The sequence below is a fragment of the Pseudidiomarina sp. genome, assembly GCF_048267825.1.
Classification (GTDB): Bacteria; Pseudomonadota; Gammaproteobacteria; order Enterobacterales; family Alteromonadaceae; genus Pseudidiomarina.
In genome coordinates, this window is sequence record NZ_JBLWWR010000001.1 from 53228 (window position 1) to 67192 (window position 13965).

General features: G+C 48.1%; 16 protein-coding genes. 11 read left to right on the forward strand and 5 right to left on the reverse strand.

The genetic code is table 11. From position 1 onward, the window contains the following. Position 1: 1 nt before the first annotated feature. Both ACN0UN_RS00290 and ACN0UN_RS00295 read left to right on the forward strand, forming a co-directional pair. The gene (locus ACN0UN_RS00290; RefSeq protein WP_417658202.1) at positions 2-607 is read left to right on the forward strand and encodes a riboflavin synthase subunit alpha; all 606 of its coding nucleotides are present in this window, start codon (positions 2-4) and stop codon (positions 605-607) included. Between the two features lie 19 nt (positions 608-626). Further along, positions 627-1163: a hypothetical protein gene (locus ACN0UN_RS00295; RefSeq protein WP_417658203.1), complete on the forward strand. Its 537-nt coding sequence runs from the start codon at positions 627-629 to the stop codon at positions 1161-1163. Here ACN0UN_RS00295 and ACN0UN_RS00300 read toward each other — a convergent pair. Both ACN0UN_RS00300 and ACN0UN_RS00305 read right to left on the reverse strand, forming a co-directional pair. Further along, positions 1160-1369, reverse strand: a complete 210-nt coding sequence (locus ACN0UN_RS00300; protein ID WP_128351411.1) for a CPXCG motif-containing cysteine-rich protein — start codon at positions 1367-1369, stop codon at positions 1160-1162. The two genes, ACN0UN_RS00295 and ACN0UN_RS00300, sit on opposite strands and share 4 nt — an antisense overlap. A 99-nt stretch (positions 1370-1468) precedes the next feature. Next, positions 1469-2374, reverse strand: a complete 906-nt coding sequence (locus ACN0UN_RS00305) for a DMT family transporter (protein WP_417658204.1) — start codon at positions 2372-2374, stop codon at positions 1469-1471. Between the two features lie 85 nt (positions 2375-2459). Here ACN0UN_RS00305 and thrS point away from each other — a divergent pair, with 85 nt between their 5' ends. From thrS to ACN0UN_RS00340, 7 genes are all read left to right on the forward strand, one after another. After that, positions 2460-4376: a threonine--tRNA ligase gene (gene thrS, locus ACN0UN_RS00310; protein ID WP_417658205.1), complete on the forward strand. Its 1917-nt coding sequence runs from the start codon at positions 2460-2462 to the stop codon at positions 4374-4376. Positions 4377-4388: 12 nt separating this feature from the next. After that, positions 4389-4937 carry a translation initiation factor IF-3 gene (gene infC, locus ACN0UN_RS00315; RefSeq protein ID WP_281277713.1) on the forward strand — a complete coding sequence of 183 codons (549 nt, stop codon included), beginning with the start codon at positions 4389-4391 and terminating at the stop codon, positions 4935-4937. Positions 4938-5034: 97 nt separating this feature from the next. After that, positions 5035-5232 (forward strand): 50S ribosomal protein L35, encoded by a 198-nt coding sequence (rpmI, locus tag ACN0UN_RS00320; RefSeq protein WP_128351414.1) that lies wholly within the window; start codon positions 5035-5037, stop codon positions 5230-5232. 18 nt (positions 5233-5250) lie between these two features. Continuing rightward, a complete protein-coding gene (gene rplT, locus ACN0UN_RS00325) occupies positions 5251-5604 on the forward strand; it encodes a 50S ribosomal protein L20 (protein ID WP_128351415.1) in 354 nt (117 codons plus the stop codon). A gap of 127 nt (positions 5605-5731) precedes the next feature. After that, entirely contained in the window at positions 5732-6712 is a 981-nt protein-coding gene (gene pheS / locus ACN0UN_RS00330; protein WP_128351416.1) for a phenylalanine--tRNA ligase subunit alpha, read from the forward strand. Between the two features lie 15 nt (positions 6713-6727). Continuing rightward, positions 6728-9115, forward strand: a complete 2388-nt coding sequence (pheT, locus tag ACN0UN_RS00335) for a phenylalanine--tRNA ligase subunit beta (protein ID WP_417658206.1) — start codon at positions 6728-6730, stop codon at positions 9113-9115. A gap of 3 nt (positions 9116-9118) precedes the next feature. Next, complete coding sequence (locus tag ACN0UN_RS00340; RefSeq protein WP_417658207.1) at positions 9119-9415, forward strand: integration host factor subunit alpha; 297 nt, start codon at positions 9119-9121, stop codon at positions 9413-9415. A gap of 61 nt (positions 9416-9476) precedes the next feature. Here the strand turns inward: ACN0UN_RS00340 and ACN0UN_RS00345 are convergent, their stop codons facing one another. The 3 genes from ACN0UN_RS00345 to ACN0UN_RS00355 all read right to left on the reverse strand — a co-directional run bounded on the left by ACN0UN_RS00345 (position 9477) and on the right by ACN0UN_RS00355 (position 11503). Further along, positions 9477-10148 (reverse strand): ChrR family anti-sigma-E factor, encoded by a 672-nt coding sequence (locus ACN0UN_RS00345; protein ID WP_417658208.1) that lies wholly within the window; start codon positions 10146-10148, stop codon positions 9477-9479. Beyond that, positions 10141-10722 (reverse strand): sigma-70 family RNA polymerase sigma factor, encoded by a 582-nt coding sequence (locus tag ACN0UN_RS00350; protein ID WP_246013874.1) that lies wholly within the window; start codon positions 10720-10722, stop codon positions 10141-10143. The genes ACN0UN_RS00345 and ACN0UN_RS00350 overlap by 8 nt, the downstream gene beginning before the upstream one ends. Positions 10723-10840: 118 nt before the next feature. Further along, positions 10841-11503 (reverse strand): LON peptidase substrate-binding domain-containing protein, encoded by a 663-nt coding sequence (locus ACN0UN_RS00355; RefSeq protein ID WP_417658209.1) that lies wholly within the window; start codon positions 11501-11503, stop codon positions 10841-10843. A 111-nt stretch (positions 11504-11614) separates the two neighbouring features. Between ACN0UN_RS00355 and ACN0UN_RS00360 the strand changes: the two genes are divergently transcribed. Together ACN0UN_RS00360 and phrB are read left to right on the forward strand one after the other, a co-directional pair. Beyond that, complete coding sequence (locus ACN0UN_RS00360; RefSeq protein ID WP_417658210.1) at positions 11615-12550, forward strand: YbgA family protein; 936 nt, start codon at positions 11615-11617, stop codon at positions 12548-12550. Further along, positions 12547-13956 carry a deoxyribodipyrimidine photo-lyase gene (gene phrB / locus ACN0UN_RS00365; RefSeq protein ID WP_417658211.1) on the forward strand — a complete coding sequence of 470 codons (1410 nt, stop codon included), beginning with the start codon at positions 12547-12549 and terminating at the stop codon, positions 13954-13956. Before ACN0UN_RS00360 ends, phrB begins: the two co-directional genes overlap by 4 nt. Positions 13957-13965 lie beyond the last annotated feature (9 nt).

A 13965-nucleotide genomic window follows, 5' to 3' on the forward strand; every position in this document is an offset into this window, starting at 1 on the left:
AATGTTCACAGGAATTGTACAAACTCAAGCCACCGTTGCCCAGCTTAACGATCGTGAAAACTTCCGTCAGTTAACCCTGAAGGTTGCGCCGAAACATCTTGAGCAGGTTGCATTGGGTGCCAGCATAGCAATTAACGGATGTTGTTTAACGGTCGTTGCTTTTACTGAAGACACGGTAAGCTTTGACATTATTGATGAAACACTACGATTAACCAATCTCGGCCAGTTAGCGGTGGGTGATACTGTTAACTTTGAGCGTTCATTGAAGGTTGGCGATGAAATGGGTGGGCATTATGTGTCAGGCCATATTCATGGGCTGGGCTCAATTGTAAAACGTGAACAAAGTGCAGATAACTTCGCGTTATGGATTGAGTTTCCTGCGCAGTTCCAAGCTTATGTGTTGCCGAAAGGCTTTATTAGCGTAAACGGTGCAAGTTTGACGGTTGGACAGGTAGAAAGTAACCGTTTTAGCTTACATTTAATACCGGAAACGTTGCGCTTAACCAATCTTGAGCATGCTAAAATAGTTAATCTTGAGTTCGATCAGCAAACGATGACAATTGTCGAAACTGTTGAACGTGTGTTGCGGCAACGTACAGCGCGTTAAATTAGCGGGGTAGAAAGGTGTGGGCAATAACGAGCATATCATCAAGCTTCAGTTACGCACCGTAGAGCAACTTTTCAATTCGTTTGATCCGTCACCTTTTGTTGGGCGCGACCTTGACCCAGCAGCAGAAGAATTTATTTTGAGTTGGGCGCAAGAACACCCAAGTGACGGTGTATTTAAGTTACATATTACGGTTGCGGAAGTTGCTGATATTGAACGGGCTCAGTCGCGAGTAAGTGACGCCGTACAGAGCTATTTTACTGCAAGTGTAGGGCGCGCAAGCCAAGAGTTTAGCCGTCTTATGCGGCGTGGGCGTTTCAGCTTATTAGTTGGCATTCTATTTTTAATTGTTTGCTTTGGAGCAAGCGACGCACTGCAACATTATTTTCCACAATCGAAACCGTTAGACTTCGTCTCTGAAGGGTTACTCATTGTTTGTTGGGTGGCAATGTGGCAACCATTACAAATATTTTTATACGAATGGTGGCCTTTGTTTCGTCACAAGCAGTTGCTACAGCGGCTGGCTGCAATGCACGTTGAAGTGGTGCAACGTTAATAAAAATTTTCGTCGTCGCTGGCGACACGCACTAATATTTTGTCGTTCACTTCGTCGAGTTTGACAAGTAAATGAATATCAGCGCCGCAAGCGCGGCATTCATCCTGGTAATCTTGGTCGCCTGCCGAAGCGTCGATGCTCACGTGTATATGATGCCCACAATAGGGACAGCTTAGGCTAGCGTCGTAGAGTTTATCCGCATTCATGATAAGCCTCCCAATGCGTGTTAACTGTTACCATGAGTATGGCCCAGATTGCAGAAAATGCTTGTGATTTGACGCCGATTTAACGCAGGCCTGCCTAACTTATTGAATTCCAAACAACAGTGAAATTCCGGCCACAGCAATGAGTGCGCCGGTAATGCTGCGTGCCGAGAGCGCTTGGCCGCGTAACCACTGAATGGGAATTAACCACAGCGGTGCAGTAGCTAAAAGTGTTTGTGCGAGGCCTGGGTTGATATAGGCAATGGCAGTTTGTTGTAACCAAATAGCCAAGAAAGTGCCCATAACAATGGCGGTGAGTAGCCAAGGAATGGACGTATGGCGAAGCGCTGCACGGGTAGTACCAATTAATGACGGACGTAACACAAGCAGTGCAATTGTTAACGCAACGGTGCCAGCCAACAGACGCAACAACGCGGCATTGAGCGGGTTCATGTCAAACTCTTGCAGTGCATGAAAGGACATAACGAGGCCAAGCGCCTGACAGAGCGCGGCGCCCACACCTGCTGCTATACCGCTGACACTCAGTGCAACGCGCTCAGCATGGCGTGGCTTTTCACTGATAACCACAAAAATCCCGAATATAATCACCAGTGCAGCCAAAATCTCATAGCCACGCATGCCTTGTGACAACAATATCCATGCCAGCAAAGCAGCAAAGGGCGGGGCCAGGTATTCAAGCAGCATGGTGTGCCAGGGGCCCAACCGACGTAATGCGGAAAAATACAGCGTATCACCCAAGGTAATACCAATAACGCCACTGGCTAATAATAGGTAAGTGGCGGTATTGCCTTCAAGTGCAACCAATTGCCCGGTGAACCAGCCAGCAAGCAGCAGTAACGGGCAGGCTATAACACCTTTTACTAAATTCAATTGACTGGCGGACAAAAAACTACCCGCCTGACTATAAAGTAGCGTCGCAAGTGCCCAAAATAATGCCGCTGTAAGGGCCGCAATTGGACCAATCAAAGAGGTGACTAGGCTTTCCATGGCGGGCATCATACGCTATAGTGTGGCCTTTCTAAAATAACAAGTGACACTTGGTAGGTGCCACCACTGTGAAAAGGACAAATTCATGCCTGTAGTAACGCTTCCCGACGGTAGTAAACGTACATTTGATAAACCTGTATCTATTCTCGATGTTGCTCTGGATATTGGCCCCGGTTTGGCCAAAGCAACAGTTGCTGGTCGCATTAATGGCGAACTGGCAGATGCATGTGACTTAATTACCGACGACGCAACCGTTCAGATCATTACGCCGAAAGATGACGATGGTGTTCACATTATTCGTCACTCGTGTGCTCACTTGCTTGGCCATGCGCTGAAGCAAATGTTCCCAGATGTAAAAATGGCGATTGGTCCGGTTATCGACAACGGTTTTTATTACGATGTTGATATGGAACACACGTTAACTGCAGACGACTTGCAAGCGCTCGAGAAACGTATGCTCGAGCTGGCAAAAACTGAATATGAAGTGGTTAAGAAAAAGGTGAGCTGGGCCGAAGCGCGCGAAACTTTTGTCAGCCGCCATGAACCGTACAAAATTGAAATTCTTGATGACGATATCAGCAAAGATGATCGTCCAGGTTTGTACCATCATGAAGAATACGTGGATATGTGCCGTGGGCCACACGTACCAAACATGCGCTTTTGCCAGCATTTCAAAATTATGAAAGTTGCTGGGGCCTATTGGCGCGGTAAATCTGACAACAAAATGTTGCAGCGCGTTTACGGCACTGCGTGGGCCGATAAAAAGCAATTAAAAGCCTATTTGCAGCGTTTGGAAGAAGCAGAAAAGCGTGACCACCGTAAAATTGGTAAAACGCAAGACTTGTTCCATTGGCAAGAGGAAGCGCCGGGCATGGTGTTCTGGCACAACAATGGTTGGGCTGTATTCCTGGAACTTGAGCGTTTTATTCGCGAAAAACTGCGTGAGTACAACTACCAAGAAGTAAAAGGCCCATTAATGATGGACCGCGTGTTGTGGGAGCGTTCTGGTCACTGGGAAAAATTCTCAGAGCTGATGTTTACTACGGCGTCAGAAAATCGTGAGTATGCGATTAAGCCGATGAACTGCCCAGGCCACGTGCAAATATTTAACCAAGGCTTAAAATCATACCGTGACTTGCCGTTGCGTATGGCTGAGTTTGGTTCGTGCCATCGTAATGAACCTTCGGGTGCCTTGCATGGCTTGATGCGTGTGCGTGGCTTCACGCAAGACGATGCGCACGTGTTCTGTACCGACGCACAAGTGCAAGAAGAAGTCAGTGGCTGTATTAAGATGGTCTATGAAACCTATAAAACCTTTGGTTTCCAAGACATCGTGGTGAAGCTGTCAACCCGCCCAGAGAAACGTTTGGGTGACGACGCGACATGGGACCGTGCTGAACAAGCATTAGCTGATGCATTGAAAAACAACGGCATTGAATTTGAATATTTGCCGGGTGAGGGCGCTTTTTATGGTCCGAAGATTGAATTTACTTTGCACGATTGTCTCGGTCGTGCATGGCAGTGTGGTACTGTGCAGCTCGATTTTGCGCTGCCAGGCCGATTAGGTGCAACTTATGTGGGCGAAGACAACGAACGCCACACACCGGTGATGATACACCGTGCCATTTTGGGCTCGCTTGAACGCTTCATGGGTATTATTATTGAAGAATATGCGGGGTATTTCCCAACGTGGCTTGCGCCAACGCAGGTTGTGGTGATGAATATTACCGATAATCAGCGTGATTATGCTATCGAAACAGTAAAAGAATTGAATAAACTTGGATTTAGAGCCATTGCTGACTTGAGAAATGAGAAGATAGGCTTTAAAATCCGCGAGCACACTTTAAAACGTGTTCCATATTTGTTGGTTGTCGGCGATAAAGAAGTCGAGAACAAAGCGGTTGCGGTGCGTACTCGTCGCGGTGAAGACCACGGTGTTAAAGGGTTAAAGCAATTTATTGCAGAACTTAGCGATGAAGTAAACAGCCGCAAGATTAGTTAATTGACTGGAGGAATGACCATTAAAGGCGGAAAAAGAACTCAGAAAGCTGCGGACAAAAATCGTATCAACGAAGATATTCGCGTCAAAGAGGTAAGATTAATTGGCGTTGAAGCTGAACAGATTGGTGTCGTGAGTATTCAAGAAGCTCTTGAGGCAGCGGAAGCTGCTGGTGTTGATCTGGTGGAAATTAGCCCGAATGCGGAGCCACCAGTTTGTCGTCTGATGGATTATGGTAAGTTCCTCTACGAGAAAGCTAAGAACGCGAAAGAGCAAAAGAAAAACCAGAAACAGATCCAGGTTAAGGAAGTTAAATTCCGTCCTGGAACTGACGAGGGCGATTATCAGGTAAAACTGCGCAACCTGACTCGCTTTCTGGAGGGAGGTGACAAAACTAAAGTCACTATCCGTTTCCGTGGCCGGGAAATGGCACACCAAGAGTTGGGTATCGAACTGCTAGAGCGCATTAAGAATGACCTAGCCGAAATCTCAACTTGCGAATCGTTCCCAAGACGTGCTGAGGGTCGCCAGATGATTATGGTTCTGGCCCCTGCTAAGAAGTAACTGTGGTTTGCAAGTAGGGCGGTTAGTGATGGCAATTTGCCAGCAATAACCAAACTCACCCTGTTACACTTGTTGTTAACAATGCGGAGTTATTTTCATGCCGAAAATGAAATCGAAACGAGGCGCAGCGAAGCGCTTCAAAAAAACCGCTTCAGGCGGGTTTAAATGTAAACAGTCTCATTTGCGTCACATCCTGACCAAAAAGAGCTCGAAGCGGAAACGTCACCTACGTGCGAAAAGCATGGTGCACGTGTCTGACGTAGGCTTAGTTCAGCGTATGTTACCATTCGCGTAAGGGAAGGAGAGATAGCAAATGGCACGAGTTAAACGTGGTGTGACAGCGCGCGCGCGTCACAAGAAAGTCCTGAAGCAGGCGAAAGGTTATTATGGTGCTCGTTCACGTGTTTATCGCGTAGCGAAGCAAGCAGTTATCAAAGCAGGTCAGTACGCATACCGCGACCGCCGTGCGAAGAAACGTCAATTCCGTCAATTGTGGATTGTTCGTATCAACGCTGCAGCGCGTCAAAACGGTTTGTCATACAGCCGCTTTATCAATGGCTTGAAAAAAGCATCTGTAGAAATCGATCGTAAAATTCTTGCTGACATCGCAGTTCATGACCAAAACGGTTTTGCTGCTTTGGTAGAGAAAGCGAAAGGCTCTCTGTAAGTAAGTTGAAAAGTTTAAAAAGGGAGCGTAATCGCTCCCTTTTTTTATGCTTTTTCGGTATCATTGAGCACTTTGATATCTTGACGAAAGCAAAGCGAAACCGCGTTGGTCATAACTGAGGACGATCATGGCGTTATCTGACATTGTAGCTGCCGCTGAAGCAGCCGTTGCTACGGCAACCACCCCGCAAGAACTTGATGCAGTTCGGGTTGATTACATGGGTAAAAAAGGTCAACTTACAGAACAGTTGAAAAGCCTAGGTAAACTAAGCCCTGAAGAGCGTCCTGCCGCTGGCCAAGCAATTAATGATGCAAAGCAGCGTGTACAAGAACTCATCAACGCGCGTAATAATGAATTAAAGCAGGCAGAGCTGGCACAAAAGCTCGCCGCAGAACGCATCGATGTGAGCCTGCCGGGCCGTCGGGCGCAAGTAGGTGGCTTTCACCCGGTGACTAAAACCATTCAGCGTATTGAGGCGTTCTTTGGTGATTTAGGTTTCCGTACCGTTGAAGGCCCTGAAGTGGAAGATGACTTCCATAACTTTGATGCATTGAATATTCCGGCCAATCATCCGGCGCGAGCAGATCACGACACATTTTATTTTACCCCAACAACCATGCTACGAACGCAGACCTCAGGCGTTCAAATTCGTACCATGCAAAAGGAACAGCCGCCGCTGCGCATTATCTCGCCGGGCCGCGTGTACCGTAATGACTACGATCAGACCCATACCCCCATGTTTCACCAGGTGGAAGGTTTGATGGTTGATACTGACGTGAGCTTCACCCAGTTGAAGGGTATTTTAGAAGACTTTCTGGTCAACTTCTTTGAAGAAGAGCTCGAAGTTCGATTCCGTCCATCCTATTTCCCATTCACTGAGCCTTCGGCAGAAGTGGATGTACGCCGTAAAGACGGTAAATGGCTGGAAGTTTTAGGTTGCGGTATGGTGCACCCAAGTGTATTACAAGCCGTTGGTATTGATAGCGAAAAGTATACCGGCTTTGCGTTTGGTATGGGCGTTGAGCGTTTAACCATGCTCCGCTATGGCGTCAATGACCTGCGCGCATTTTTTGAAAATGACGTGCGTTTCTTGAAACAATTCAACTAAAAGCCGGGTAAGCAGATGAAATTTAGTGAACAGTGGTTACGTACCTGGGTCAATCCTGCACTTGATAGCGTTGCGTTGTCAGAGCAGTTGAGTATGGCTGGTCTTGAAGTTGACGGCATTGAGCCGGTCGCTGAAGTGTTTTCTGGCGTGGTGGTTGGCGAAGTTGTCAAATGTTGGCAGCACCCTGATGCCGACAAACTGCAAGTTACCGAAGTAAACTTAGGTACTGCTGAGCCGGTAACGATTGTCTGTGGCGCACCTAATTGCCGCCAAGGCCTCAAAGTTGCTGTAGCAACTGTGGGCGCAGTATTACCTGGTGATTTCAAAATCAAAAAAGCGAAGCTGCGTGGTCAGCCTTCACACGGCATGTTGTGCTCAAATTCAGAGTTGGGTTTAAGCGATGATCACGATGGTATCATTGAGCTACCGGCTGATGCGCCGGTGGGTGCAGACTACCGTGACTATTTAGACCTGAATGACGTAATTTTGGATGTTGATTTAACGCCAAACCGCGCTGACTGTTTGGGTGTGCGTGGTATTGCCCGCGAAGTTGGGGTGCTAAACCGTTTAGAAGTGAGCGAACCGGACATCAAGGCGATAGCCGCTAGCCATGACGAGCAACGTGCGGTAGTGCTGGATGCACCTGCTGCATGCCCACGTTATTTAGGCCGTGTTGTTCGCAACATTAATTTGAACGCCGATACTCCGTTGTGGTTGCAAGAGCGTTTACGCCGCAGTGGCATTCGCAGCATTGACCCAGTTGTTGATATCACCAACTACGTGTTGATTGAACTGGGTCACCCCATGCACGCGTTTGACAACGATAAGCTGCAAGGCGCAGTGCATGTGCGTATGGCTGAAGCCAATGAAAAACTGACCTTGTTAGACGGCACCGAAGTCACCTTACAGAACGACGTTCTAGTCATTGCTGACGAAGCAAAAGCTTTAGCAATGGCTGGTATTTTTGGTGGCGAAGGCAGTGGTGTGACTGAAACCACCACTAACGTATTTTTAGAAAGCGCATTTTTTGACCCAGACAGCATTGCTGGCCGGGCGCGTCGGTTTGGTTTGCACACCGACGCATCGCACCGCTATGAGCGCGGTGTAGACCCAGAATTGCAGCGTACGGCAATGGAACGTGCCACCGCGCTCTTACTTGATATTTGTGGTGGTGAAGCGGGCCCAATTGTTGAAGCAAAATCAGATGAACACCTGCCGCAAGCGGCACAGGTGACCCTGCGTGCGGAGCGTTTAGCACGCGTGTTGGGCATCAATATTGCTGCCAATGAAGTGACTGAAATTCTGCAACGCTTAGGGTTTACCGTGATGGTTACCGACGCTGGCTGGGATGTAACGGTACCAACGTTCCGTTTTGATATCAGCATTGAAGAAGATTTGATTGAAGAAGTTGCGCGCATTTACGGCTATCACCGTATCGAAGCTGCCGCCCCAGCGGCCCAGCTACGGATGATTCCACGCCAAGAAGCACAGCTTACCGCAAGCACATTTAAGAACACGTTGATTGATCGCGGCTATCAGGAAGCAATCACCTATAGTTTTGTGGACCCGAAGCATCAAGCCATGTTGTTTGATGAAACGGCAGCGTTGACGTTACCATTTCCAATTTCAGTGGACATGTCGTCCATGCGAGTAAGCCTGTGGCCGGGTCTTATCAGTGCTGTCGCACATAACCAAAAGCGTCAGCAGCAAAGCTTGGCGTTTTGTGAAACCGGGTTACGCTTTTTGCCAGATGAAAAAGCCGAGAATGGTGTGGTACAGCAACCAATGATTGCCGGTATTCGGGCGGGTAAAGCTCACGCCGAGCATTGGAGCGACGGCGAACGTGCAGTAGATTTTTACGACATTAAAGGTGACGTTGAAGCCTTATTAGCACTCACGGGTGCGGCGCATGAGTTTCGCTTTGTTGCAGATTTGCATCCGTCACTTCATCCGGGTCAGTCGGCGGCTATCTTCCGCGGCGAGAAACGCGTAGGTTATATTGGTGCTGTGCATCCACAGTTTGAGAAAAAGCTTGGTTTGAATGGCCGAACCTTTGTGTTTGAAATGGAGCTTGCAGCGATACAACAGCGCTACGTGCCGCAAGCACAGCCGATTTCGAAGTATCCGTCAATTCGCCGTGATTTGGCGATTGTGGCTAAAGATACGATTGCTGCAGGCGAAATTCTCGCGGCAATTGAAAATATTGGCGTAAATCATTTAGTTGACCTAAACTTATTCGATGTATATCAAGGGGCTGGCGTAGCAGATGGGCATCGCAGTTTAGCCTTATCGTTGACACTGCAACATCCAGAGCGCACTCTTGAAGACAACGAAATCAATGCAGCGGTAGCCGCAGTGGTTGAAATGCTCACATCTGAATTTGGGGCAACCCTAAGGGAGTAAGCTATGGCGCTGACCAAAGCAGAAATGGCAGAACATTTGTTCGAGAAATTTGGTTTGAATAAACGTGATGCAAAAGATCTGGTCGAAAACTTCTTTGAGGAAATTAGACGTTCTCTGGAAAGCGGGGAAGAGGTGAAACTTTCGGGTTTTGGTAACTTTGAGTTACGCACCAAAAACCAACGACCGGGACGTAACCCAAAAACGGGTGAAGATATTCCAATTTCTGCGCGCCGGGTGGTTACCTTCCGCCCAGGTCAGAAGCTGAAGCAGCGTGTTAGTCGTGCAAAGACCGCTGAATAAGCGAATGTTTAACTAAAAAAGCCGCTCATCTGAGCGGCTTTTTCGTTTCCAGCAACGGCAGTTATTTAAAGAATAAACTACTGAATGGGTTGAGCAGTCGACTTAAGCCTGTTGTGAAATGCAACGGCCCTTCAAGTGCGGCAATGGTTAAGCAGTCTTCATTTTGCGTGGCTGGCGAGTGTTTGTGGCTGCCGTCCAATAACATGAAGTCACCATCGCGGTATTCATTATGTTCGTCGTTAAACACGCCATTTACCACCAGCGTCGCTTCATTACCTTTATGCGTATGCTCAGGGAGTGACGCATGCTCAGCCATATAAATGAAGTTAAGCATTTCTTCACCGCCCACACGAACTGGGGCGCGCCATATCTTACCTGGCAGTCGGCTCCACTCACCAATATGGTGATGGTTACGCGCCAGGGTTGGCGGTAACGCAAAGCGTTGCCCTTCAAGATATAAGCTGTCGTTCGCTGCTGTTGGTACAGAGGCAGCAGGTGCTTGCGAATTAAATATCGCCTGCAACATTTGCTGCTCGTCGAAGCTCGCGCGGCGAGCTAACTGCTCGTTGTCACCAAACAGTTTGCTGGCCATCTGTTCTTCGATGTCCTGAACATGTGACTGGCAGTGAGCGCACATATCAACATGCGTTCCAACCATCATCAACATGGCAGGGGTTAATTCGCCAGCGGCATAGAGCACTAAGTGCTGTTCTGAAGGATGGAATTTAATCATCGTGCTTTATCAACTCTTTCAACTTCTGTAATGCTAAACGGGTGCGAGACTTTACCGTACCCAACGGAATTTCAAGGGCATCGGCAACTTCTTGCTGCGATTTGCCTTCAACGTAAATCAGCTCTATTACAGTCCGTTGTGCTTTGGGTAACTGTTCACAATACACAGCGAGTTGCTGCATCAATAAGTCGTTATCCAGCGCGTAGTCGTCGTCAAGCGAATCATTTTGCTCAGCTAACACAGGCCATAAATCGTCGGCACTTAAATCGTTTTGACGGTGTTTGTTCTTACGCAATAAATCAAAGCGGATATTACGGGCAATGGTGAATATCCAGGTAGCTGCAGAACCGCGGTCAGGCTTGAACAAGTGCGCTTTATGCCACACGTTCGTCATGGTTTCTTGAACCAAGTCCATAGCAGTTTGCTCGTTACCGAATTGACGCGTTGCATAAGCTTGCAAACGTGGTGCGAAATAACGAAATAATTCGCTAAAAGCAGCACGTGATTGCTCCGAAGCTATCTTCGCGAGCAAATCGGCAGCATGTTCCGGATTGTCCGGCTGCGCAGAAGGCATAGTGTTCCGTTTTGTTATTAGGTCAGTTGCTGTCTGCATAGTAAGTTATACCCACTGGGATATTCAACAATTACTCTCTTTTACGCGTAATAAATTTAAGCGGATCACCAAATTTTGTTTATTCTTGGCTTGCTTCCACTAAATCGCATAAAAACGTTAATGCGCCATCGACGCTCGGGCTTTGCAATAATTCTTGTTTTGTCTGCGCACTGACTGGAATAAGTTCTAACCAACGTAAGCAAACCCAATCGGCTTGCTGCAGCTGTTCACTGGTGTAATCCACAGCCAGTTCGGGGTATGTTTTGTAAATCTCTACCAATTGTTCCGCCAGAAATGCTCTATCGCTGCTAAGACGTTGTGAAGGCCATACTGGATGGTCTTCAAAATGACCAACGCGCAAGCCGTCTTCTTCCACCGTCATGTCGGTAATACGGAATAAGCCCTGGCCGGCTACAGTAATGCCGAGCAAGCCATCAGGGAGTTGCTCAAAATCAACGATGGTTACCGATGTACCGATTGGATGTATGTGGGTATTGCTACCGGTATTACCTTGATCATTTAACATACACATACCGATGGGTCGGCTGTTGGTGCCATTGCATGACTCTTTTACCATGCGCACGTAGCGCGGCTCAAAAATGCGCAAGCGCATGGTTCCGCCGGGTAATACATGGCCGGACAAAGGAAACAGTGGAATAGTTTGCTGCGCATCAGACATACTGAATTTTACCTCGTTATTTGCACTGTTGAACTTACGCTGCATGCGGTTAAATGGATTCATTTAGGGTGAACTTTTGTAGCAATTTTTCGTATTTTTGATCACTGTAGAGCGAGTGATCATGATTTATAGGCGTTTTATAGGTAATAACAGCAACCGAAAAGGAGTGTACCGGTGGCGATAAAAGTTGGTATCAGTGCTTGTTTGTTGGGTGATCAAGTGCGCTTTGATGGTGGGCATAAACGTTCAGACTTTTGCGCAAATGAGCTGGAGCGGCATGTTGAATTCGTTAAATTGTGTCCCGAAGTTGGTATTGGCTTGCCAGTACCGCGGCCAACCATTCGGTTAGAGCAGCACCCTCATGGTGTGCGCGCCGTCATTCCAAAAACTGGCGACGATGTTACTGAGCGTTTGGCTCAGTTTGCCGACAAAGCTAATGCGCATCTAAAACAGATTAGTGGGTATGTGTTGTGTGCAAAGTCACCAAGCTGCGGTATGGAACGGGTGAAGCTGTACGACCCAGAAACCGGGCACGCCCGCAAAGAAGCGCAAGGTATATTTGTGCAACGTTTGCGCGAGTTACATCCTGCACTGCCTTTAGAAGAAGACGGCAGGCTGAATGATGCGCCGTTGCGTGAAAACTTTATTATGCGTGTGTTTGTATTCAATGCTTGGCAGCAACTGCCGCAACCACTGCGAAAATCAGACTTATTAAGCTTTCACACTGAATTGAAGTTATTGCTACTTGCACATAATCAGCAAGAGTATCGGCGTTTGGGCAGGGTAGTGGCTGAGCAAAGCGAGATTAATGAAGCGTTTGCCAAGCAATACATTGAAGCCATCATGGCTGCATTAGGTAAACCTGCAACGCGTGCCAATCACACCAATGTATTGCAGCACATTCAGGGCTACTTTAGCGATGAACTGACCAAGCAACAGAAAGCAGAGTTAAGTGAGTTGATTCTCGATTATCGCGATGGCGTGCAACCGTTATTAGCGCCTTTAACCTTATTGCGGCATTATTTGCGTGAGTATCCGAACAGCTATTTGGCAGGCCAGCGTTATTTGAATCCGTATCCGGCTGATTTAAAGCTGAGGTACGCATTATGAGTGATTATGCAGGGGTATGGTTTCGTAACGACGTGCGGTTAACTGCCAACCCAGCAGTCTCGGCTGCCAGCGTAACCAACGGGCAACAGCGTGACATTCCAGCCTTGCTGTTACTTTGTCCGCAACAAATGGAAGCGCACGACTGGGCGCCGATAAAATGGGATTTACTGTGTCGGCACCTCGAGAGTTTTGTGCATGATGCCGCAACCCACGGTGTTTCGTTAACTATTGAAGTGATTGATTCGTGGGCAAACGCAGCTAAAAGTGTGAAACGTTTCGCTCAAAAGCATGAATTAACCGCACTGCATTACAACGCCGAATACCCGGAACATGAAAGAAGTCGCGATGGCGCCGTAGCTGCCGTGCTTGAAGAACACGGTGTTCAGGTACATCGCCATCATGGAAGCCTTGTCGTTCCGCCCGTTTTGACCACTCAAACCGGCAATATCTATCAAAAATTCACGCCGTTTTCGCGTGCCTGGCGCGAGTACGTGCGCCAACACGGTATACCGCGCGCAAAAGCCTTACCGGAGCGCGCAGCCGTTGCGCCAGCTAAAATGCCGGTTGTCGATTACCCGCGCCGCGATTCAAGTGCCTGGGTGGTGGGTGAAAAAGCGGTTCAGCAAGCGCTGCGCGACTATTTGGCGACACGGGTTGAGGACTATGCTGCTGAGCGCGATATTCCGGGTTTAGATAGTACATCGAGGTTATCTCCGTACTGGGAATTAGGCCTTCTGTCACCATGGCAAGCCGTGAGTTTATTGGCTGAGATGAGCCCGCAATTTCCTGCAGGCCTCAATAAAGGTGCTGATACATGGTTAAACGAGCTGATTTGGCGTGAGTTCTATTTGCACTTGATGCAGCATGTGCCACGCTTAAGTCGTGGTAAAGCATTTTTACAACATACCGACGCGATGCGCTGGCACCGGGACGAAGCGCTTTTTAAGGCGTGGTGTAACGGTGAAACAGGTTATCCAATTGTGGATGCAGGCATGCGGCAATTAGCCAACGAAGGCTGGATGCATAATCGGGTGCGTATGATTGTTGCGCACTTTTTGGTGAAAGACTTACTGATTGATTGGCGTTGGGGCGAGAAATTTTTTATGCAAAACCTGATAGATGGCAACTTTGCTGCAAATAACGGTGGGTGGCAATGGAGCGCCTCAACAGGCACTGACGCAGCGCCGTATTTCCGCGTATTTAACCCAACTCTGCAAAGCGAAAAAGTTGATCCTGACGGTAGCTACATCCGTAAATGGGTGAAGCAATTAAAAGATTGTCCAGCCAAACAGATTCATGCACCAGCGGCGTGGCTGAAACAGCAAGGGCGCGACGATTACCCGACTCCAATAGTCGATCACAAGCAGGCGAGGGAGCGGTTTTTAGCAGCATTCAAAGCGCTATAGCGGTTCGGT